Below are 22,807 nucleotides of genomic sequence, written 5' to 3' on the forward strand. Positions count from 1 at the left end.
AATCACAGATATGATTAAAAGTATCAGTTTTGATGATTTTAATGGTGTCAGAATGAAAAAAATAAATTACCGTTTAGATAAAGCCGATAAAACACCGCTCTATTTACAGCTTTATCAACAAATCCGTTTAGCAATTCATCAACAACAGTTACACTTTGGTGATAAATTACCTTCTAAACGCCACTTAAGTGAGTTTCTACAAATCAGCCAGAACACCGTAGAGAATGCTTACGAGCAATTACTTGCGGAAGGTTATATCAATGCCAAAGCTCGCAGTGGTTTTTTTGTCAGCTTTCAAGCGGAGCTGGATTTTCCTTGTGATCTACCACGTCAAAAACAAACTGCATATTTTCAATCTCGCAAAACTTACTACGATCTCAATCCTAATTTAATTGATAGTAAAAATTTCCCGATACGTCAGTGGCAAAAAGCAGGAAAACAGAGCCTTAAATTTTGGCAAAATGAGATGATTGCCTTAGGCGACAAACAAGGTGATCGTAATTTACGCAATGAAATAGCCCACTACTTATACGCATCTCGTGGGGTAAATTGTGAACCTGAACAAATTGTGATCGGTACAGGATTAGAAAATTGTGTGCTACAACTAATTTTACTTTTTAATCAAATCAGCGAAAAGCCAATCCAATATGCAATGGAATCCTATGGCTATATTACTATTGAAAAAATGCTTACTGCTTATGGTAAAAAAGTACTACATCTCCCCTTAACTACAGACGGACAGCTTGATCTAGCAACATTAGCCGAAAGCCAAATAGATATTGCTTACCTTACTCCATCTAACCTCTACCCGTTCTCACAAGTATTATCTATCGGACAGCGACAACAATTACTAGAATGGGCAAACCAACAGCCGCAACGTTATATTATTGAAGATGACTACGACAGCGAGTATCGCTACAAAGGTAAGCCTATCCCCGCATTACAAAGTCTTGATGTTAATGAAAAGGTTATTTATCTTGGGTCATTCTCTAAACTACTGATGCCTTCTTTGCGAGTTGGTTTTATGGTATTACCAAAATCTCTGCTTTCTCTTTATCAACAATATTGTGGATTTTTTAACTGTGGTGTTTCTCGCTTTGAACAGCAACGATTAGCCACATTTATTCAGCAGGGTGAATTTGAAAAACATATTCAACGAATGCGAAAAATTTATCGTAAAAAAATGGAAATGCTCTGCCGTTTACTACAACCTTATTCCCATAAAATCCGCTACTACGGAGAACATTCGGGGGCTTATTTATTGATTGAATTATTGGGAAATCACTATACAAATGTAGAACTGGTGGAAATTTGTTTGCAAAATAATATCAAAATCTACCCGCTTAATTACCCTAATCGGCAACTCTTTTCTATTGGCTTTGCGGATATTGATGAACAAGAATTTAATGAGGTGTTTGAAAAGTTAATTTCAATATTAGTGTCAAAATAATAGATGAAATATAAAAAAATTAGGCAAGAGAGTAAACTATTTTATCTACTTGCCTATTATTTATTAAAATTACGCTGGGTGTCTTTCCGCTACTTCTTTTAACAAGGTTTGTAATTCGCCTTTTTGGAACATTTCAAGCACGATATCGCAACCGCCAATTAACTCACCTTCTACCCATAATTGTGGAAATGTTGGCCAATTTGCGTATTTTGGTAATTCTGCACGAATATCTGGGTTAGTTAAAATATCTACATAACCAAATGGAACTTGGCAGTTAATTACCGCTTCAACTGCACGAGCAGAGAAACCACAAGATGGGAATTTTGGCGAACCTTTCATATAAAGTAAGATTGGGTTTTCGCTAATTTGTTTTTGGATTCTTTCGATAGTTTCCATTATTTACCTCATTATTAAGTGTTATAAGTATCTCCTGATACCTATCTTATTCAAAGATGGTACAACTATACCATCTCTATATAACTTACTACTACTTCGCAATACGTTTATATTTGATACGATGTGGCTGTACTGCATCTGCTCCAAAGGTTTTCTTTTTCCACTCTTCGTAGTCAGAGAAGTTACCTTCATAGAAGGTTACTTTACCTTCATCACCATAGTCAAGAATATGGGTGGCAATACGGTCTAAGAACCAACGGTCGTGCGAAATCACCAATGCACAGCCAGGGAATTCTAAAATTGCATTCTCTAATGCACGCAAGGTTTCAACGTCTAAATCATTGGTCGGTTCGTCTAGTAATAAGACATTTCCGCCCACTTGCAATAATTTTGCTAAATGTAAACGACCACGTTCACCACCAGACAGCTCACCAACACGTTTTTGTTGATCTACCCCTTTGAAGTTAAAGCGTCCAACATACGCACGACTAGGAATTTCAAAGTTGCCAATTCGCATAATATCTTGCCCACCAGATACTTCTTCCCAAACTGTTTTGCTGTTATCCATCGCATCACGGAACTGATCAACAGATGCCATTACTACTGTTTCACCCAAGACGATTGAGCCAGAATCAGGCTGTTCTTGCCCTGATAGCATACGGAATAAAGTTGATTTACCCGCACCATTTGCCCCGATAATTCCTACAATCGCGCCTTTTGGAATAGAGAATGAGAGATCATCAATTAAAGTACGTTCACCATAAGATTTTGTTAGATTTTGTACTTCGATTACTTTATCCCCTAAGCGTGGGCCAGGTGGAATAAAGAGTTCATTGGTTTCGTTACGTTTTTGATATTCGCCACTATTAAGTTCTTCAAAACGAGCCATACGAGCTTTACTTTTTGCTTGGCGACCTTTTGGATTTTGACGTACCCATTCAAGCTCTTTTTCGATAGATTTTTGACGAGCCGATTCTGCAGCTTGCTCTTGTGCTAAACGTTTCTCTTTTTGCTCTAACCAAGATGAGTAATTTCCTTCCCAAGGAATACCTTCTCCGCGGTCAAGTTCTAAGATCCAACCTGCCACATTATCTAAGAAGTAACGGTCGTGGGTAATTGCAACGACTGTGCCTTCATAATCGTGTAAGAAACGTTCTAACCAAGCCACTGACTCTGCATCTAAGTGGTTGGTTGGCTCGTCTAATAACAACATATCTGGTTTTTCAAGTAATAAACGGCAAAGTGCTACACGACGGCGTTCTCCCCCCGAAAGATGCTCAATTTTTGCATCCCAATCAGGTAAGCGTAACGCATCTGCTGCTCGCTCTAATTGGTTTTCAAGATTATGCCCATCGTGAGCTTGAATAATGGCTTCAAGCTCTGCTTGCTCCGCTGCGAGTTTATCAAAATCAGCATCGGGATCAGCATAAAGTGCATACACTTCATCTAAACGGGTAAGTGCTTTTTTAACTTCGCCAACCGCTTCTTCAATAGCTTCACGCACAGTTTGTTGTGGTTCAAGTTTTGGCTCTTGTGGAAGATAGCCAATTTTAATCCCTGGTTGTGGGCGAGCTTCACCTTCGATCTCTTTGTCGATACCAGCCATAATGCGTAAAAGTGTTGATTTACCCGCACCATTTAAGCCAAGTACCCCGATTTTAGCACCTGGGAAGAAACTTAATGAGATGTCTTTAAGAATGTGTCGTTTTGGTGGAACAACCTTACCAACACGATGCATCGTATAAACAAATTGTGTGGACATTATATTCATTCCTTATTGATAAAAATTGACGGCTATTCTACTTGAAATTGGGCTAGGTGGGAATCTGAAATCTTTCTTAAGATAAAATCTATCTTTCAGAAAATCTTTTTGGGGTAGGGTGGGTTTTAACCCACCATATTTAAAATCAATCAGTTACAAAATGGTGGGCTAAAGCCCACCCTACGTCAAATACCTTTATCTAGAGCTAATTATATTAGCCTAAAATCCCCCTCTTTAGTAAAGAGGGGCTAGGGGAGATTTAGAAACAATGAATCAAACTTACTGTTTCTCTCTCGCAACCGCTCGGTAACCAATATCTCTACGATAGAAACGACCTTGCCATTGGATCTGTTCCGCTAATTTTAACGCCTGTTGTTGAGCATCAAAGACAGAATTACCTAATGCGGTTGCACAAAGTACACGTCCGCCATTAGTTAATAATTTACCCTCTTTTTGTTCAACACCGGCTAAAAAGACTTTTTGTCCTGCAATAGCTTCAGTCGGAATACCTATAATTTCATCACCTTTACGATAATCTGCTGGATAGCCTTCAGCTGCTAACACAATCCCTAAAGCAGCTTGTTCACACCATTTAGACTGCACTTCATCTAATTTACCATCACATGCTTTTAAGCAGAGCTCTACTAAATCTGATTCTAAACGCATCATAATTGGTTGTGTTTCAGGATCACCAAAACGGCAGTTAAATTCGATTACTTTTGGCTGACCATTTGGCATAATCATCAAGCCTGCATATAAAAATCCAGTATAAGGATTATTTTCAGCCGCCATTCCACGTACAGTCGGGTAAATAACTTCGTCCATTACACGCTGATGAATTTCGGCTGTTACCACTGGAGCAGGAGAATAAGCCCCCATTCCACCTGTATTTAAGCCTTTATCCCCTTCACCAACACGTTTATGGTCTTGGCTAGTTGCCATTGGTTCAACATTTTTACCATCAACCATTACGATAAAGCTAGCTTCTTCACCATCTAAAAACTCTTCAATCACAACTCGGCTTCCTGCATCACCAAAAGCATTGCCTGAGAGCATATCTTTCACTGCCTCTTCTGCTTCTGCAAGACTCATCGCCACAATTACCCCTTTACCAGCAGCCAAACCATCTGCTTTAATAACGATAGGTGCACCTTTTTCACGCAGATATGCTAAAGCAGGCTCAACTTCAGTGAAGTTTTGATATTCTGCTGTTGGAATTTGATGGCGAGCTAAGAAATCTTTTGTAAATGCTTTTGAGCCTTCAAGCTGTGCAGCTGCTTGGGTTGGTCCAAAGATTTTTAACCCAGCTTGACGGAAAGCATCAACCACACCGATAACCAATGGTGCTTCAGGGCCCACAATCGTTAAGCCCACCTCATTTTGTTTAGCAAATTCAACTAAAGCGGTAACATCAGTCGCTGAAATTGCAACATTTTCAATACCTTGCTCTAATGCTGTACCTGCGTTTCCTGGTGCAACAAATACTTTAGTAGCTAAAGGAGATTGACGAACTTTCCAAGCTAATGCGTGCTCACGCCCACCATTACCGATAATTAAAATATTCATAGTTATCCTTAAATTTGTAAAAAAGATAGAAAATCTGACCGCTTTTATAAGTTAATACACTATAAGCAAACGATTGCGTAGTTTACCGAATTTTAGTGTATTCTAAAAGGGAATAATCAGAAACAAGCGGTAAGATTATGAGGATTTTTTGCAAAAATTAACATTATGTAGAAATAGTAAAAACAGCTCGCACTTCTGTTTCACTATTCCTGCATAAAATGTTCAATTAACAGACTAACCTTCTAAACGCTCAAAACGTAATACTTTACGTTCTACTTGGCGTAGGATAAGAGTCATTATGCCTGTAATCATTAGATAGATTACGCCTGCCATTCCATAGATTGAAAGAGCATCATACTCTGTACCGTATAGTTGGCGAGCATAGCCCATAATATCCATAATAGTGATAGTGGAGGCTAATGATGTGCCTTTAAACACTAAAATAATTTCATTGCTGTACGAAGGTAATGCACGTTTTAACGCATAAGGGACTAAAATTTTTAGTGTTTGCAAACGATTTAAACCTAAAGCAGCACAAGTTTCCCATTGCCCTTTTGGAATCGCTTTTACCGCACCGTGAAATAGCAAGGTGGTGTAGGCGGTACTATTCAATGCTAAAGCTAACATTGCACAAAACCACGCATTTGATAGCAATGCCCACAGCGGGCTATCCACAATCCATTGGAACTGCCCTGGTCCTGCATAAATTAAGAAGAACTGAACTAACAATGGCGTACCAGTAAAGAGCGTTAAAAAGAGATTGATCGCCCCTTTGATTAAAGCATTTTCCATTGAAAGTAGGAATGTGAGCAATAACGCTAAGAAGAATGCAACGGTTAATGCCACAAAAGTAAGTAATAAACTGGTCGGAATGCCTTGAGCAATTACATTAAAATAATCCTGCAACATTATGCAATTCCTCTCTCAAAGCGGGTAAAACGAAGTTCTAATTTGCGAATAATTACTTGGCTTAATAGCGTAATTGCTAAGTAAATCAAAGCAGCGAAACCATACCAAGTAAAAGGTTGATGAGTTGTTGTATTGATTAACTCGGTTTGACGCATTAAATCGTGAACACCAATTAAAGAGACCAATGCGGTATCCTTTAATAACACAAGCCATTGGTTACTTAGCCCAGGCAATGCGTGTCGCCATACCTGTGGCATCACAATATGAATAAAGGTATAAATTCGACTGAGTCCTAAAGCCGCCCCTGATTCCCATTGCCCAGCGGGTACAGCTTGAATTGCACCACGCAAAGTTTGTGAAGCATAAGATGCAAAAATCAACGCCAGCGCAACCACACCGCAACCAAAAGGCCCTAGTTCAACGTAATCCCCTGTGAGTAATTCCAAAATTTCTGGCGTACCGAAGTAAATTAAAAATACCACTAAGATTTCAGGCAAACCACGCAATAAGGCGACAAACACAGCGGTAGGCTTGTTAATCAATGCCCATCTATGAGTTTCAAGAGAAACAAATAAAACGGCTAACAACATTCCTACTGCAAGCGAACAAAGAGCAAGCCCTAAGGTCATTAGAGCTGCTTGAGAAATTAAGGGGAGATAATCCACAAACATATGATTATTTTGTCATCCATTTATCATAAATTTTTTGATATTCGCCACTCGCTTTAATCGCTGCGATCCCTTTATTCAAGTCTTCCACTAACGCTGTATTTGATTTTTTCACAGCAATACCTAAACCGTTATTGAAATAACGTTTGTCTGTTACACGCTCACCGACAAAGCTAAGCTCAGGATTTTTATCAAACATCTCTCTTAATACATCTGTATCACCAAAGATAATATCAATACGTCCATTTTTTAAATCTAAAACTGCATCTTGTAAACTTGCATAAGAGCTTGCTGCATACTGTTTTGCTTCTGCATTGATATATTGCTGATAGGTTGTACCATTTTGCACACCAACTTTTTTCGCTTGAGCAAGATCGCTAATTTTGTCTTTTACACTGATAAAACTTGCTGAACTTTCATAGTAAGGGGCAGAAAATGCAACTTGTTTTGCTCGAGCTTCAGTAATATCAATAGCTGAAATTGCTGCATCGAAGCCACCACGACCTTTAATTAAGCTAGGAATTAACGCATCAAAGGCTTGAGCTTTGAAATGACAGGTTGCATTTAACTCTTTACAAATTGCATTAGCAATATCGACATCAAACCCGACAATTTCACCTTTTTCATTAGTTAATTCAAACGGAGGATAACTTGGCTCCATTGCAAAAGTAATATCTTGTGCGTTAGCGAATGTAGAGCCTGCTAATAGTGTTGCTAAAAGTAATTTTTTCATTGTGTTTACCTCATAATTATTAGTGTGAATGTGAAAGATAGTGGGTAAATTGTTCTGTTTTCGGTGTTTCAAAACAGCTTGCATCACCTTGTTCAATAATGTTGCCTTTTTCCATATAAACGACTTTAGTTGCAACTTTACGAGCAACAGAAACTTCGTGGGTAACAATCACTTGCGTGATTCCTGTACTCTGTAATTCCTGAATAATATCAACAACTTGAGCTGTGATTTCAGGATCTAAAGCAGCCGTTGGCTCATCAAATAATAATACCTGCGGTTGCATCATTAACGCTCTTGCAATCGCAACTCGTTGTTGCTGACCGCCCGATAAGTGCAAAGGAAAACGCTCAGAAAATTCGGCTAATTGTAAGCGAGCCAGTAATCCTTTCGCACGTTCAATAGCTTGCCCTTTGCCTAATCCAAGTACTTTCATTGGTGCTTCAATCAAGTTTTGCATTACCGTTAAATGTGGCCATAAGTGATATTGTTGAAATACCATTCCCACTTCTTTACGCAATAGTGAAACCTGTTTAGCATCAGCTTTAGCGGTGAGATCAAACTTATGATTTGCAATTTCTAAAATACCTGACTGCGGTACTTCCATCAGGTTTAAGGTTCGAATTAACGTACTTTTGCCCGCTCCACTTGGACCAAGTAGCACCACCGTATCGCCTTTTTCGATATTCAAATTGATATCAAACAAGGCTTGGTTAGAGCCATAATAGAAATTGACATTACTAATACGAATTGCCATTTAAGGAAGATCCTATTCAAAACTTAAAAAGTGAATAGATATTATTATTTTATGAATAACTATGCAAGTTATTTTTCAAAAAAAATTGAATTTTTTTAGAATGAAGCAAATAAATAGTTATGTTCATCTACTTCAGTTCCCAATAAGAAATAACCTTCAGCCAATGATCAATATTACAATGGTCTGTATCTCAGTATTGCAGTAAAGACTATACCCTGGTATGTGATGCTTAATTTCTTTAGGGTATTTTTGCTAGAGAATGTGGTAAGAAAATATTTGCTTTAGATATCCTAACGTGTTCTAATGTGACTAAGCTAAAAAGCTGGTTATATAAGTTCGTTATTTATTTGCACTTCCTGTAATACAAATTTTAAATTTATTCTTGAAAGTCTTTTAATATCTATCTCTATCTAAATTCAATTTCTTAGCGTCACAGCTTGTTTCAAGCACAAATTTAAATTTTATGTAAAAAGGAAAATAAAATGTCTAAATTACAAGGCATAGTTAAATGGTTTAACTCAGATAAAGGTTTTGGTTTTATTACGCCAGCTAATAATGGCAAAGATTTATTCGTACACTTTTCTGGTATTGTAGGAACTAACTTTAGAACTTTAAATGAAGGCGATAAAGTAGAATATACCGTTCAAGATTCAGATCGTGGCCCCTCGGCTATTGACGTGGTTGTAATCCGTAAATAATTGCTATAGTAGACAAAAAGGGTTGGTTTTATGATTTCCTTACCATTATTACCAACTCTTTCTATTTAAAAAATCCTGTATAAACAATATCTTATGTCTTCTTGTTAAGCTGCTGTGAGAACGTAATTTATCTTCAGTTCTTTGAATAACCTTTCCAATCTATTTGTTGTCTTCTCAATATTTAAGCCATCATATTTTTCATAGGTAAATAAATAATCAAAGTATTGAAAAATAATCATTTTATTGTATGTGGAGGTTACACTAGCATCCTTTACATCTACACATTCAACTCAGCTTCATTACCACGTTCTTGTAGCCACTGCTTACGATCTTCTGCTCGTTTTTTGGCGAGCAGCATATCCATCATCTCAAAGGTTGCAGAATCCTCTTCTTCGCTCAATGTATCTAATGTTAATTGTACCAAGCGGCGAGTATTAGGATCCATTGTGGTTTCACGAAGTTGGCTTGGGTTCATTTCGCCTAAGCCTTTAAAGCGTTGCACATTTGGTGTGCCTTTCTTCTTGGCTAAACGAGCTAAAATAGCTTCTTTTTCACTTTCGTCTAAGGCGTAATGTACTTCATCTTTACCAATATCAATACGATAAAGTGGTGGCATTGCGACATAAACGTGCCCTTGTCTTACTAAATTTGGGAAATGGCGTAGGAATAATGCACAAAGTAGCGTAGCAATATGTAAACCGTCTGAATCCGCATCAGCAAGAATACAGATTTTGCCATAGCGAAGTTGGCTTAAATCATCGTTGTCGGGGTCAATTCCCATTGCTACGGCAATATCGTGAACTTCGGTAGAGGCTAATACTTGATCGGAAGAAACTTCCCAAGTATTTAAAATTTTGCCACGCAAAGGCAAAATAGCTTGGTTTTCTTTGTTGCGAGCTTGCGTTGCTGAACCACCTGCAGAATCACCTTCTACTAAAAATAGCTCTGTTTGCGATAAATCTTGCGAAATACAATCTTTGAGCTTACCAGGTAGTGCAGGACCACTTACTAATTTTTTACGCACTACTTTTTTCTCAGCTTGCAAACGATGCTGTGCCGAGCTAATTGCCATTTCAGCAAGCTGTTTACCTATATTGGTGTTTTGGTGTAACCAAAGGGTAAAAGTATCTTTTATTGTATTTTCAACGTAGCTAGATGCTTGGCGAGATGAAAGACGTTCTTTCGTTTGCCCTGCAAATTGTGGTTCTTGCATTTTGAGTGATAGTACATAAGTACATCTGTTCCAGACATCATCTGCGGCTAATTTTATTCCACGCGGTAAAAGTGAATGGATTTCGCAAAATTCGGCAATGGCTTTAAATAAACCTTGACGTAAGCCATTAACGTGAGTGCCGCCTTGTGCTGTTGGAATTAAATTAACATAACTTTCGGCGAGCAATTCCCCTTGTGGCAACCAAGTCACCGCCCAGTTTAATGCTTCTGTTTCATTCACCACATCGCCAATAAAAGCAGGATTTGGTAAATACTCCTGCTCTTTTAATGCGTCTGCTAGGTAATCAGATAAACCGTCTTCGTAATACCAAGTTTCTTGAGTATTATTGATGTGATCGGTAAAGTTGATAGTTAATTTAGGGCAAAGTACCGCTTTAGCACGCAGTAAATGGCGTAAACGGCTAACGGAAAATTTAGCAGAATCAAAATATTTCGGGTTAGGATAAAAGCGGACGGTTGTTCCTGTTTGACGTTTTGGGCAAGTTCCAACAACAGTTAATTCTTCAACCTTTGCACCATTTGCAAAAGCAATGGTATAAACTTGACCGCCACGTTTAATGGTGATCTCCACACGTTCTGACAGGGCATTGACCACTGAAATACCCACACCGTGTAAACCACCTGAAAAGGTATAATTTTTGTTTGAGAATTTTCCGCCTGCGTGAAGCTTAGTTAAAATGAGCTCTACACCTGAAATTTTTTCGGTGGAGTGAATATCAACAGGCATTCCACGCCCATTATCAACTACTTCTAATGAGTTGTCGCTATGTAAAATAACATCAATTTGATTTGCATAGCCAGATAATGCTTCATCAACACTGTTGTCGATGACTTCTTGCCCTAAATGGTTTGGGCGAGTAGTATCGGTGTACATTCCAGGGCGAAGTTGTACGGGTTCAAGATCTTTAAGCACCGTAATTTCGTCCGCATCATAGCGTTTTTCAGACATTTTGGTTCTCATATGTGAGTGGAATAAAAATAGTGGCGGATTTTACCGAATTTATTTCTGTTGCTCAATGAAAATCATATTTGGCTTTGGTTGTCTCTATGGTTGAGTATATAATGATAGTGTATTTTTTATTCATTAAACAATAGGAGAAAAAAATGAGTGATCAGCAACTTACTGACATTAAAGACCCACATAGAACCCTTGTCATTATTACTTATGCTCTGTTTTTAAGTGGGCTACTCATTGGTGGTTTACCCACAATAGTTGGGCTAATTATCGTTTATGTTAAACGTAAAGACCTAGAAGGCACTGTTTATTTTGACCACTTTAGATTCTTAATTAGAACATTTTGGTTGAGTCTTTTAGGTGCGGTAATTGGTGCATTACTTTCCTTTATTGGGATTGGCTTTATCGTTATGGTTGTAGTAGGGCTTTGGTATGCTGTCCGAATTATATACGGTTTTATTAAAGTATTAGATAAAAAGCCAGTAAATCCAACTTCATGGCTACTTTAACTGGAGTGGATTGAAAAATATCTAAAAGTAATAGTTACGAAATAGTGGGCTTAAGCCCACTATACAGACTGATGACAAACTTCAAAAGAACGTAAAATCTGTAGGGTGGGCTTTAGCCCACCATCTTTAAAATCAATAAGTTACAAAATGGTGGGCTTAAGCCCTACTAAATAAGTTTGTTAATAATTTGTAGTGGTTATTTTTGATATTGTGCTTCTAGCTCTTCCATAAACTCTTGGTTCATTTCAATTTTGGCTTTTTCACGCAAATCATTTAATAGTGTTAAATAAAGTGCTGCTTGATCTTGCTGTGAGATAGCATTAGATAACATTGCAAAACCTTCTTGTTCAATATTACCATCAACCACTTTATCTAAAGCAATAATTAACACATCACCATTTTTATCTCTAGCAACTTGATAGTTAGGCTTATCGCTTGGTTTCGCCATTGAGAATAATGTTTTTGATAATACTGGGTGCGTTGTTTGTGCTTGGATAAATACAAGCTCTTCTGCTTTGCCGAAATCCACTGTTGCTGAGTTTCCTGCATTGAGTAATTTTACTTCTTGCTCTGCTTTGGTAAGTAATGCTTTCTCTGCTTTTTCTTGTTTAACTCTTTGTTCAACCACTGATTTAGCTTGTTCAAACGTTTGAGTGCTTTCAGCTTGATAATCAGTAACCCTTAAGAAAAGTGTTGCAACTTGATCGCCATTGGTAATATCAATAGCCTCAGAGTTTTGTTTGCTCTGTTTCAGTTCACTATTAAAGATAGCTTTGATAACTTTGTCGTTATTTAATTCTGCTGGAATTTGGCTATGTGTAAAACTTTCAGTTTTCTTTAATGTTAAGCCAACAGCATCAGCAGCAGCTTGTAATGAGCCACTATTTTCAAAGGCTTTATTTTTTAATTCGTTAATTGCATTTGAATATTCAGGTGCAACAAGTTCACTTTTGATAATGCTTGCAATGTGATCTTTCACTTCAGAAAGTGGGGTTTCACTACCACGTTGTTCTAGTACTTTAACAATATGGTAAGCACCATCAATTTTTACAGGTTTACTAAATTCACCTGCTTTTAGACTATTCAAAGCAGCTTCAAAAGCGGTAGGGAAAGTGCCATTTTTTACCCAACCTAAATCACCACCATTTGGGGCTGTAATGCTGTCTGTTGAGTGTTCTTTCGCTAAAGTAGCAAATTCACTACCATTTTTGAGTTGCTCATAAATTGTATTCGCTGTTGTTTCATCAGCAACTTGAATATGAGCTGCTTTTTTTTCTGTATTCCCAAATTGGGATTTATTTGTTTGATAGTAGGTTTCAATTTGTTCTGGGGTAATTTGAACCTTATTTTCAAAATCTTTCGGGGTTGCGATGAGGTACTCCACCGCAACTTGTTCTGGGTTGATAAATTCTTTTTGATGAGCATCATAATAGCTTTTTAGCTCATCTTCAGAAGCGGTTTGATTTGCCATTTCTTTTGCAATTGGCATTGTGAATAAACGTACAATACGTTTTTGTAATAATAATTTAGCTAATAGCTCTTTTTCAGCAGGCACACTGAAGTCACTTTGGATTATGCCTTCATTTATTTGTGAGATTAACATTCCTTCACGCACCGTTGCGGCATATTGATCGGGGGTAATACGGCTACGTTGTAATGATTGTTGGTAGAGAGTATTATCAAATTTTCCATTGGTGTTAAATGCTCCGCTATTCACAATTTCTGCTTTAATCTGATCAACGCTAATGCCTAGTTTTAACTCCTGAGCATATTGACGGATAAGTTCTTCATTTACTAATCCGTCTATAATTGCTTGCTGAAATTGTTTGGCATATTCAGGATTATCAAGTAGATCGCCTGCTTGTCCGCCCAATTGGGTATAAAGTGCGTTTTCTCGTTGGCTTTTTTGGCTGTTGAATAACTGTTGGGAAATTTCTTGTCCATTTACTTTTACTGCTGATGTATCTGCTGTAAATAATGTTCCTCCAATTCCGCCAAGCACAAATGAGAGCGATACCAGTGCGAAAATAATTTTAAATACTGGACCACTTGTTCGATTATGCATACTTTCAATCATTGCGATTATATTCCTTAAATTAAAATAAAATTGTTGTCGATTATACTGCAAAGCAAATAATTCTCAAATTTGAATTTTTGCAAAAAATTGTGGCGATAAGACCGCTTGCAGATCGGTTTTGTTAGGATTTTTTGCATTTGAAAGGAAAATTTGCTTTAATTCGCACCTATATTTTTATTCCCTCTTTAACTCTTTGAATTAAGGACAGCGTATGGGTATTTACGCATATATTTGTTTTCTCTCAGCCTTATCTATTTTGCTCGGCTTTATCACCAGTAAAATTAGTGCTCAAGTACAATCTACCATTGCAATTACTGCTGCAGCGATGGTTGGCTCATTATTACTTTTATTACTTGGTTCTTTCGGTTGGTTTAATTTAGATCATATTGCAACGGAAGTGATGGAACAGATTGATTTTAAAAGTTTTTTACTTAATGGAATCTTGGGGTTCTTGTTATTTGCAGGTTCATTAGGGATTAAATTGCCGTTGTTAAAAGATCAGAAATGGGAAATTACAATTTTTGCTCTTTTTTCAACGGTCGCATCTACTTTTATTATCGGTACTCTTATTTATTTCATCAGTAATCTTATTGGCTTACCGATGGATTTTATTTACTGTTTGTTATTTGGTGCGTTGATTTCTCCGAACGATCCAATAGCAGTTATCGCAATAATCAAAAATCTTCGTGCACCAAAGCGTATTGCAATTCAAGTTGAGGGGGAATCCCTATTCAATGATGGCGTAGGTTTAGTTATCTTTGTGACTGTGCTAGCCGTTGCATTTGGTGGACAAGAAGCGACTTTTAGTAGCATTATGGGATTATTCTTACACGAAGCTATCGGTGGTATCTTATTTGGCTTTGTACTTGGATTTATTGCTCATATTCTGATTTCATCTACTGATGATGGTAGTTTGGAAATCCTTCTCACTTTAACTATTCCAACAGCGGGCTTTATGTTTGCGAATAATTTCCTTCACGTTTCAGGGGCATTAGCGATGGTGGTTTCTGGAATTATGATTGGTAACTGGACTCGTCATTCGGGCTTTTCGGAACAGAGCCAGCGTTATTTAGATCACTTCTGGGAGATGATTGACCATTTCTTAAATGCGTTGTTATTCTTCCTAATTGGTTTTGCGTTATTACTTATTGATTTTAGTATTTACGGTATTATTTTGATGATTGCAGCAATTCCTGTTTGTTTAGCGGCTCGTTATGCAAGTTTATGGTTGCCATTGCAAGTACTTAAAAAATTCCGTACTTATAATCCATATACGTTAAAAATTATGACGTGGGGTGGACTGCGTGGTGGTTTAGCCTTGGCGATGGCGTTGTCTATTCCAGCTAAAACCGCTTTTGTAGGTGATGGAATTGATGTGAAAGATATTATTTTGGTGATGACTTATTCGGTGGTAATGTTCTCAATTCTTGTACAAGGCTCAACCGTTGAACCGATGATCCGCAAATCAAAAGCGGTCGATCCGAACAAAGAAGAGTATTTACAACCAAGTAATCAAAGTTCTCATCATTAAAATTTTATTTAGGGAAGATTGCTTTTCGGGGAAATTCCCTTTAGAATTTGCAACTTCGTGTCGTAGCTGAATTAGAGATCGGCTATTGATGAATTTAAACTTAACTACTTTTTAGGAGTAAAAAATGTCTCTAAGCGTAGAAGCAAAAGCAAAAATCGTTGCTGAATTTGGTCGTGATGCAAAAGATACTGGTTCTTCAGAAGTGCAAATCGCACTTTTAACTGCACAAATCAACCACTTACAAAGCCACTTTGCTGAGCATAAGAAAGATCACCACGGTCGTCGTGGTTTATTACGTATGGTTTCACGCCGTCGTAAATTATTAGACTACTTAAAACGTACTGATCTTGCTAAATATTCAGAAACTATCGCACGTTTAGGTTTACGTCGCTAATTTCAGATTGGAAAAGCCGAGCAGATAAATGCTCGGTTTTTTTATGCGTGTTGTTCAGCTCATCAAATTTGCAAAATTTTACTGCAATCTTACCGCTTGTTTCCTAGCCGATTTCATTAAAAAAAGGTATAATCGTTCCCCTTTGCAAATTGTGAGATAGATCACATTTCCAAGAATTCGTCAGTAAGTAATATTTTATTACTTGCTTAATTAAGTTCGATGAGTGGTTAATTCCACTTTTAAATAAAGTAATTTCAATGCAACATTTAGATACAAACAAACTGCGTAATATCGCAATTATTGCCCACGTTGACCACGGCAAAACCACTTTAGTTGATAAACTTCTTAAACTTTCAGGCACATTAGATACTTCTCGTGGTGATACTGATGAGCGTGTTATGGACTCTAACGATCTTGAAAAAGAGCGTGGTATTACAATTTTAGCGAAAAATACCGCAATTAACTGGAACGGTTACCGTATCAATATCGTAGATACCCCAGGACACGCTGATTTTGGTGGTGAAGTTGAGCGTGTACTTTCAATGGTTGATTCGGTGTTATTGGTTGTTGATGCCTTTGATGGTCCTATGCCACAAACTCGTTTCGTTACACAGAAAGCCTTTGCTCACGGTTTAAAACCGATTGTGGTTATCAATAAAGTGGATCGTCCTGGTGCTCGCCCTGATTGGGTTGTCGATCAGGTTTTTGATTTGTTTGTGAACTTAGGGGCAACCGATGAGCAGTTAGATTTCCCTATTATTTACGCATCAGCTCTAAATGGCGTTGCAGGCCTAGAACACGAAGATCTTGCACCAAATATGGATCCATTATTTGAAGCGATTATTGAACACGTTTCACCGCCAGATGTGCAATTAGATGCACCATTCCAAATGCAAATCTCACAATTAGATTACAGCAAATACTTAGGTGTTATCGGTATCGGTCGTATTAAACGTGGTACGGTAAAACCGAACCAACCAATCACAGTGATTGATGCTGAAGGTAAAACTCGCAACGGACGTGTTGGTCAAGTGTTAGGGCATTTAGGTTTACAACGCTATGAAGCAACGGAAGCCTATGCTGGTGATATTATTGCTATTACGGGTTTAGGTGAATTAAATATTTCAGATACACTGTGTGATATTAACAATGTGGAAGCGTTACCAGCGTTATCTGTTGATGAACCAACCGTAACAATGTTCTTCTGCGTAAATACATCACCATTCTGTGGACAAGAAGGTAAATTCGTTACTTCTCGTCAGATTTTAGAGCGTTTGAAAAAAGAATTGGTACATAACGTAGCATTGCGTGTAGAAGAAACAGATGATTCTGATATTTTCAGCGTATCTGGTCGTGGTGAGTTACATTTATCTGTGCTTATTGAAAATATGCGTCGTGAAGGCTATGAGTTAGCGGTATCTCGTCCAAAAGTTATTTTCAAAGAAATTGATGGTCGTAAACAAGAGCCGTTTGAGCAAGTAACGATTGATATTGAAGAACAGCACCAAGGTTCAGTAATGGAAGCGTTAGGTATTCGTAAAGGTGAAGTGCGTGATATGGTGCCAGATGGTAAAGGTCGTACTCGTTTAGAATATATTATTCCAAGCCGTGGTTTAATTGGTTTCCGTAATGAATTTATGACGATGACTTCAGGTACAGGTTTACTTTACTCAAGTTTCAGCCACTATGATGATGTCAAAGCGGGTGAAATTGGTCAGCGTATTAACGGTGTATTGATTTCAAACGGTACAGGTAAAGCTCTAGCTTACTCGCTTTATGCTTTACAAGATCGTGGTAAATTAATGATCGATCATGGTGTTGAAATTTACGAAGGTCAAGTTATTGGTATTCATAGTCGTTCAAATGACTTAACTGTAAACCCGTTAGAGGGTAAAAAACTAACGAATATGCGTGCTTCAGGAAAAGATGATGCACTCACTTTAACTACGCCAGTAAAATTCACGCTTGAGCAAGCACTTGAATTTATTGATGATGATGAGTTGGTTGAAGTAACGCCAACTTCGGTGCGTATTCGTAAGAAATTACTAACTGAAGTAGAACGTAAACGTGCAAGCCGTACAACGACAAGCACTAGTACACACTAATTTAACCTTACCTAATCGCAGGTCTTTATTCCCTGCGATTAAAAATTTGTGAATCAAGGGATTGGTGACTTTAGGGTCATAATCCCTTAAATTTTATAAAAATCCCAAAACTTGCTTGACTTTATGCTCTTGTACTAGTTTAATAGTACAAAAAGTTTAAGGGAAGACTATATGGCTGTATCTATTCAACAAATTCAGTTACCTTATTATGCTGATACTACTTCGGTATTTTTTCATCTGTGTGGTGATCGTCCACATACATTACTGCTTGATTCTGCGGAAATTCAGAGTAAGAATAGTTTGAAAAGTTTGCTTTTCGCTCAATCGGCTGTACATATTTTTTGCAATGAAAAAACTGTTACTTTTCAAGCATTAACGGAAAATGGAAAAGCAGTTTTGCCTTTGATTAAGCAAGCCCTTTCTCAATTATCCCCCGCACCTGTTTGCAGGTTTTTAGCAGAATCTGACCGCTTGCAAGCAGAGTTTCCGATTGTTAATGAGAGCTTAGATGAAGATAGTAAGCTGAAAACAACCACTATTTTTGATGGTTTACGTTGTGTCACTAAACTGTTTGAAGATGCTGAGTCGCCAATTTATTTGGGGGGATTGTTTAGCTACGATTTAATTGCTCAATTTATCCCGATGGAAAATATTCATTTAAAAGATGATGGTTTAGTTTGCCCCGACTTCAGTTTCTATCTTGCGGAGCAGTTAGTTTTTATCGATCATCAACAACAGCAAGCTACACTTAATACTTTCTGTTTTGATCCAACACAGGCGGATAAATTAGCTGAACAAGCGGTCGATTTTTCGCAAAAATTAGCAAAAAATGCTGATCAAGCATTAACGTTGGCAATTCAATCTGTACAAAGTGAAGTGTGTGCTGATTTAGAAGATGATGCCTTTAAAGCTATTATCAAACAATTAAAACACCATATTCATATTGGTGATGTGTTCCAAATTGTTCCATCACGCCGTTTTAGCTTGCCTTGTCCAAATACTCTTGCGAGCTATCGCCAACTGAAGATAAATAATCCAAGCCCTTATATGTTCTTTATGCAAGGGGAAGAATTTACCTTATTTGGTGCATCACCTGAAAGTGCGTTGAAATATGATCAGACTAATCGTCAGCTGGAAATTTATCCGATAGCTGGCTCTCGTCCTCGTGGCTTTGATGCTCAAGGGAATATCGATCCTGAATTAGATTCTCGTTTGGAATTAGAGTTACGTTTAGATCAAAAAGAACTAGCAGAGCATTTGATGTTGGTGGATTTAGCACGTAATGATGTTGCTCGAGTATGTGTTTCAGGCTCTCGCCGAGTGGCTGATTTGATGCAGATTGACCGTTATTCACATATTATGCACCTTGTTTCTCGTGTGATTGGTACGCTTCGTCCTGATCTTGATGCCCTGCACGCTTATCAAGCCTGTATGAATATGGGAACACTTACAGGTGCACCGAAAGTCAAAGCAATGCAGTTAATCTATCAATTTGAGCAACAAAAACGCCATAGTTATGGCGGTGCTGTCGGGTATTTAACATCAGACGGTAATTTAGATACCTGTATTGTGATTCGTTCTGCCTTTATTCAAAATGGAATCGCCTATGTACAAGCGGGTTGTGGTGAAGTTTTGGATTCGGATCCACAATTAGAAGCCGATGAAACACGCCATAAAGCAAGAGCAGTACTCAAAGCAATTGCTCAAGTAAACCATTCGTTATAAGGAGCATACAATGGCACATATTCTTTTTGTTGATAATTTTGATTCATTTACTTATAACTTGGTAGATCAATTCCGCCAACTTGGGCATCAGGTAACTATTTTCCGTAATGACTACCCACTTAATACCTTTTTAGAGAAGGCTTGCAATACTGAAGATTGTATTGTCGCACTTTCACCAGGTCCAGGAAATCCTAGAGAAGCAGGGAATCTATTAGCCATTATTCGTGGCTTAGCTGGTAAAGTGCCGTTAATTGGGATCTGTTTAGGGCATCAAGCGATTATTGAAGCCTTAGGGGGTGAGGTTGTCCATACTGGAACGGTATTACACGGTAAAGTTTCTCGTATTGAACACGATAACCAAGCAATGTTTGCTGGTATCAATAATCCTATGCCTGTCGCTCGTTATCACTCTTTAATGGGGGATAAATTACCCGAAGATCTGATTGTTAATGCTCGCTTTGGTGAGATTATTATGGCTATACGTCATCGTAGTGAAAAAATTTGTGGTTTTCAATTTCACCCAGAATCTATTTTAACCGTAGAAGGTTCAAAACTACTTAAACAATCTGTGGAATGGCTGTTATCCAATTAACCTTACAAGCGGTAAGATTTCCCGATTATTTTGCAAATTAACTGAGAGAATTATTATGCAACTTGAACCATTATTAGAGAAATTATTTAATCGTCAGAGTTTATCTCAAGCGGAATCACATTTTTTATTCCTGCAAATTATGCAAGGCACACTGTCTGCCGAACAGCTTGCTGGGGCATTGATTGCCTTAAAATTACGAGGGGAAACGGTAGAAGAGATTGCTGGTGCGGTAACTGCTACTCTAGAAAATGCCCAACCTTTCGCTCGTCCTGACTATCCTTTTGCAGATATTGTTGGTACAGGTGGAGATGGAGCAAATACGATCAATATCTCAACGGCAAGTGCTATTGTGGCGGCGACATTAGGCATTAAAGTTGCAAAACACGGTAGCCGCAGTGTATCAAGTAAATCAGGTGCGAGTGATGTACTTACTGCGTTAGGTATCAACGTAAATATTTCAGCTCAACAAGCTCGTGATGCGTTAGATAAAACCAATCTCTGTTTTTTATTTGCTCCACAATATCATCAAGGCTTTAAATACGCCATTCCTGTGCGACAAGCATTAAAAACCCGTACTTTATTTAATATTCTTGGACCACTAGTAAATCCTGCTCGTCCAAAACATCAGCTATTAGGTGTTTATTCTCCAGAATTATTAACACCTTATGCCGAAACAGTACGCTCTTTGGGTCATCAGCATACCATTGTAGTACACGGTTCAGGGCTTGATGAAGTGGCTATTCACGCCGAAACTTTGGTTGCAGAAGTTGAGAATGGTGAAATCCATTACTTTACACTCACCCCTGAAGATTTTGGTATTCCTCGTTATTCACTTGATGCATTAAAAGGGGGAGAACCTGCAGAAAATGCAGAGAAACTTACCGCTTTACTGCAAGGAAAAGGCGAGCAAGCTCATATTGATGCAGTTGCTGTGAATGTTGCAATGCTAATGCGATTATTTGGAGAGAGAGATCTCAAAGCAAATGTTGCCAAAGTAAAAGCCTTGCTTGCAACGGATAAAGCCTATCAAACCTTACAGGCTTTGACATCTTATTCATAAGCTATTAGCGACATTTTGATCTTCACTTGGCTTTGCTATACACTTACGCAATGATATTAAACTGCTAGAGAAATTTGATTTGAAGAATATTGCTATTCGGCTTGTTTTAGGGATTGCGTTGTTATTATGGGCTTGGGATATGACATTTCCTTGGCAAAAGGCGATGCAAGCAGAACAAAATCGCTATACACAAATTCAGCATAGTAAGACCCTGAGAGTGGGTATGATTAACCACCCACTCTCTTATTTTGTTGGTGCAAATGGACAAGAAGGAATTGAATTTGATTTAGCCAATGCCTTTGCTAATTATTTGAAAGTCAAACTACATATTGAGCCTTATACTAATAGTGAGATGCTATTCCAAGCCTTGAAAAAAGGTGAAATTGATATTGCGGCAGCAGGCTTACTCTTTAATTTAGATAATATAAAAGAATTTCAGATTGGAGCATCTTACTACTCAGCATCTTGGCAAGTGGTATATCAAAAAGGAACTCAACGTCCTTATAAAATTGAAGATATTAAAGGTGAATTAGTTATTCCTGCTGGCTCAGCTGTACTCCCTATTCTTCAACAACTCAAAGAAAATAATCCTCAGTTACACTGGATAATTAACGACCAATTTACCCAAGAAGAGCTTTTATTACAAGTTGCAGAAGGGAAAATTCCTTATACCATTGCTACTTCAGTTGATGTTTCAGCCGCTCAGCATATTAAGCCTAATCTTGCTGTTGGTTTTGATTTAACTGATGAATCCCCTGTCGTTTGGTATTTACAAAATAATGCGTATAGTGAGTTACAAGCGGCATTGTTAGAATTTATGCACCAAGCCAATGAAACTGGCGTAATTGCTCGTATTGAAGAGAAATATTTTAATCATTTATTCCGTTTTGATTACGTTGATTCACAAAGTTATTTAAAAGCTATTGAGAATATTCTCCCAAAATATCAGCATTTATTTGAAAAGTATCGTGGTGATTTAGAATGGCAAATGCTGGCTGCTATTGCTTATCAGGAATCCCATTGGGATCCGAATGCAACTTCTCCCACAGGCGTGCGTGGTATAATGATGCTGACTCGAGATACTGCGGATAGAATGAATATTAAAGATCGAACTAACCCAGAGCAAAGTATCAAAGCAGGCTCGGAATATTTGCACTTGTTAATGGATCAACTTCCGAATACGATTGCGAAAGAAGACAAAATTTGGTTTGGACTTGCTGCTTATAATATGGGGCTAGGACACCTTATTGATGTCAGACGTTTAACTAAGCAACTCGGTGGTGATCCTGATAATTGGTTAGATGTAAAAAAGAATTTACCATTACTTGCTGAAAAACGTTATTACAGTGATCTAAAATATGGCTATGCTCGTGGTTTTGAGGCGTTTAATTATGTTGAGAATATTCGTCGTTATTACCACAGTATAATCAATTACCAACGTATAAAAGAACAATCTCTCGAAAATAAAAAGCAAGGAACCCAAACTGTAGATCAGGATATAACGATAAAAGATGTAGAACAATCAATAGAACAATCACAAGATTCTAAGGAGAAATAAATGTTTAGAAAACGAAAACTAAAACGTAAGATCAAGCGATTACATAGCAATAAATCTCGTCGTATTTTACAAATTTACCGTTTAAAACGCCGAATTTCAGCAAGACATCGTGTTGGTTTTATGATGTTTCAG

At 37.7% G+C, this 22,807-nt stretch carries 19 protein-coding genes; 10 read left to right on the forward strand and 9 right to left on the reverse strand.

What is annotated here, in order from left to right:
• Positions 1-52: 52 nt before the first annotated feature.
• Entirely contained in the window at positions 53-1,450 is a 1,398-nt protein-coding gene (gene pdxR / locus ACWIW0_RS08660) for a MocR-like pyridoxine biosynthesis transcription factor PdxR (RefSeq protein WP_454453006.1), read from the forward strand.
• Positions 1,451-1,519: 69 nt separating this feature from the next.
• Here pdxR and grxD read toward each other — a convergent pair whose 3' ends face one another.
• The 7 genes from grxD to artP all read right to left on the reverse strand — a co-directional run bounded on the left by grxD (position 1,520) and on the right by artP (position 8,238).
• Positions 1,520-1,846, reverse strand: a complete 327-nt coding sequence (gene grxD, locus ACWIW0_RS08665; protein WP_135673022.1) for a Grx4 family monothiol glutaredoxin — start codon at positions 1,844-1,846, stop codon at positions 1,520-1,522.
• A gap of 91 nt (positions 1,847-1,937) precedes the next feature.
• Complete coding sequence (ettA, locus tag ACWIW0_RS08670) at positions 1,938-3,608, reverse strand: energy-dependent translational throttle protein EttA (protein WP_454446690.1); 1,671 nt, start codon at positions 3,606-3,608, stop codon at positions 1,938-1,940.
• A 279-nt stretch (positions 3,609-3,887) separates the two neighbouring features.
• Positions 3,888-5,174, reverse strand: coding sequence for a phosphoribosylamine--glycine ligase (gene purD, locus ACWIW0_RS08675; RefSeq protein WP_454452994.1), 1,287 nt, complete (start codon positions 5,172-5,174; stop codon positions 3,888-3,890).
• Between the two features lie 234 nt (positions 5,175-5,408).
• Positions 5,409-6,083 carry an arginine ABC transporter permease ArtM gene (gene artM, locus ACWIW0_RS08680; RefSeq protein ID WP_454446692.1) on the reverse strand — a complete coding sequence of 225 codons (675 nt, stop codon included), beginning with the start codon at positions 6,081-6,083 and terminating at the stop codon, positions 5,409-5,411.
• On the reverse strand, positions 6,083-6,754 hold the full coding sequence (gene artQ / locus ACWIW0_RS08685) for an arginine ABC transporter permease ArtQ (protein ID WP_454452995.1): 672 nt from the start codon (positions 6,752-6,754) through the stop codon (positions 6,083-6,085). The genes artM and artQ overlap by 1 nt, the downstream gene beginning before the upstream one ends.
• Positions 6,755-6,758: 4 nt before the next feature.
• The gene (locus ACWIW0_RS08690) at positions 6,759-7,484 is read right to left on the reverse strand and encodes a transporter substrate-binding domain-containing protein (RefSeq protein ID WP_454452996.1); all 726 of its coding nucleotides are present in this window, start codon (positions 7,482-7,484) and stop codon (positions 6,759-6,761) included.
• A 19-nt stretch (positions 7,485-7,503) separates the two neighbouring features.
• Positions 7,504-8,238 carry an arginine ABC transporter ATP-binding protein ArtP gene (gene artP / locus ACWIW0_RS08695; RefSeq protein WP_454446695.1) on the reverse strand — a complete coding sequence of 245 codons (735 nt, stop codon included), beginning with the start codon at positions 8,236-8,238 and terminating at the stop codon, positions 7,504-7,506.
• Positions 8,239-8,720: 482 nt separating this feature from the next.
• Here artP and cspE point away from each other — a divergent pair, with 482 nt between their 5' ends.
• Positions 8,721-8,936 (forward strand): transcription antiterminator/RNA stability regulator CspE, encoded by a 216-nt coding sequence (gene cspE, locus ACWIW0_RS08700; protein WP_454452997.1) that lies wholly within the window; start codon positions 8,721-8,723, stop codon positions 8,934-8,936.
• A gap of 277 nt (positions 8,937-9,213) precedes the next feature.
• On the opposite strand, the gene parE is transcribed toward cspE, so the two are convergent.
• The gene (gene parE / locus ACWIW0_RS08705; RefSeq protein WP_454452998.1) at positions 9,214-11,118 is read right to left on the reverse strand and encodes a DNA topoisomerase IV subunit B; all 1,905 of its coding nucleotides are present in this window, start codon (positions 11,116-11,118) and stop codon (positions 9,214-9,216) included.
• A gap of 155 nt (positions 11,119-11,273) precedes the next feature.
• On the opposite strand from parE, the gene ACWIW0_RS08710 reads away from it, so the two are divergent.
• The gene (locus ACWIW0_RS08710) at positions 11,274-11,633 is read left to right on the forward strand and encodes a DUF4870 family protein (RefSeq protein ID WP_454452999.1); all 360 of its coding nucleotides are present in this window, start codon (positions 11,274-11,276) and stop codon (positions 11,631-11,633) included.
• A gap of 196 nt (positions 11,634-11,829) precedes the next feature.
• Here ACWIW0_RS08710 and ACWIW0_RS08715 read toward each other — a convergent pair whose 3' ends face one another.
• A complete protein-coding gene (locus ACWIW0_RS08715) occupies positions 11,830-13,710 on the reverse strand; it encodes a SurA N-terminal domain-containing protein (RefSeq protein ID WP_454453000.1) in 1,881 nt (626 codons plus the stop codon).
• A 211-nt stretch (positions 13,711-13,921) separates the two neighbouring features.
• Between ACWIW0_RS08715 and ACWIW0_RS08720 the strand changes: the two genes are divergently transcribed.
• The 7 genes from ACWIW0_RS08720 to mltF all read left to right on the forward strand — a co-directional run bounded on the left by ACWIW0_RS08720 (position 13,922) and on the right by mltF (position 22,675).
• The gene (locus ACWIW0_RS08720) at positions 13,922-15,241 is read left to right on the forward strand and encodes a cation:proton antiporter (RefSeq protein ID WP_454453001.1); all 1,320 of its coding nucleotides are present in this window, start codon (positions 13,922-13,924) and stop codon (positions 15,239-15,241) included.
• Positions 15,242-15,365: 124 nt separating this feature from the next.
• Positions 15,366-15,635 (forward strand): 30S ribosomal protein S15, encoded by a 270-nt coding sequence (rpsO, locus tag ACWIW0_RS08725; protein ID WP_454445718.1) that lies wholly within the window; start codon positions 15,366-15,368, stop codon positions 15,633-15,635.
• 257 nt (positions 15,636-15,892) lie between these two features.
• Complete coding sequence (gene typA / locus ACWIW0_RS08730; RefSeq protein ID WP_454445717.1) at positions 15,893-17,740, forward strand: translational GTPase TypA; 1,848 nt, start codon at positions 15,893-15,895, stop codon at positions 17,738-17,740.
• Between the two features lie 171 nt (positions 17,741-17,911).
• Positions 17,912-19,465, forward strand: a complete 1,554-nt coding sequence (gene trpE, locus ACWIW0_RS08735) for an anthranilate synthase component I (protein ID WP_454453002.1) — start codon at positions 17,912-17,914, stop codon at positions 19,463-19,465.
• A 10-nt stretch (positions 19,466-19,475) separates the two neighbouring features.
• Positions 19,476-20,057, forward strand: a complete 582-nt coding sequence (locus tag ACWIW0_RS08740; protein WP_454453003.1) for an aminodeoxychorismate/anthranilate synthase component II — start codon at positions 19,476-19,478, stop codon at positions 20,055-20,057.
• A gap of 55 nt (positions 20,058-20,112) precedes the next feature.
• Positions 20,113-21,117 carry an anthranilate phosphoribosyltransferase gene (gene trpD, locus ACWIW0_RS08745; protein ID WP_454453004.1) on the forward strand — a complete coding sequence of 335 codons (1,005 nt, stop codon included), beginning with the start codon at positions 20,113-20,115 and terminating at the stop codon, positions 21,115-21,117.
• Positions 21,118-21,256: 139 nt separating this feature from the next.
• On the forward strand, positions 21,257-22,675 hold the full coding sequence (gene mltF / locus ACWIW0_RS08750) for a membrane-bound lytic murein transglycosylase MltF (protein ID WP_454453007.1): 1,419 nt from the start codon (positions 21,257-21,259) through the stop codon (positions 22,673-22,675).
• The last annotated feature ends 132 nt before the right edge of the window (positions 22,676-22,807 follow it).

The organism is Ursidibacter sp. B-7004-1, from assembly GCF_053654055.1.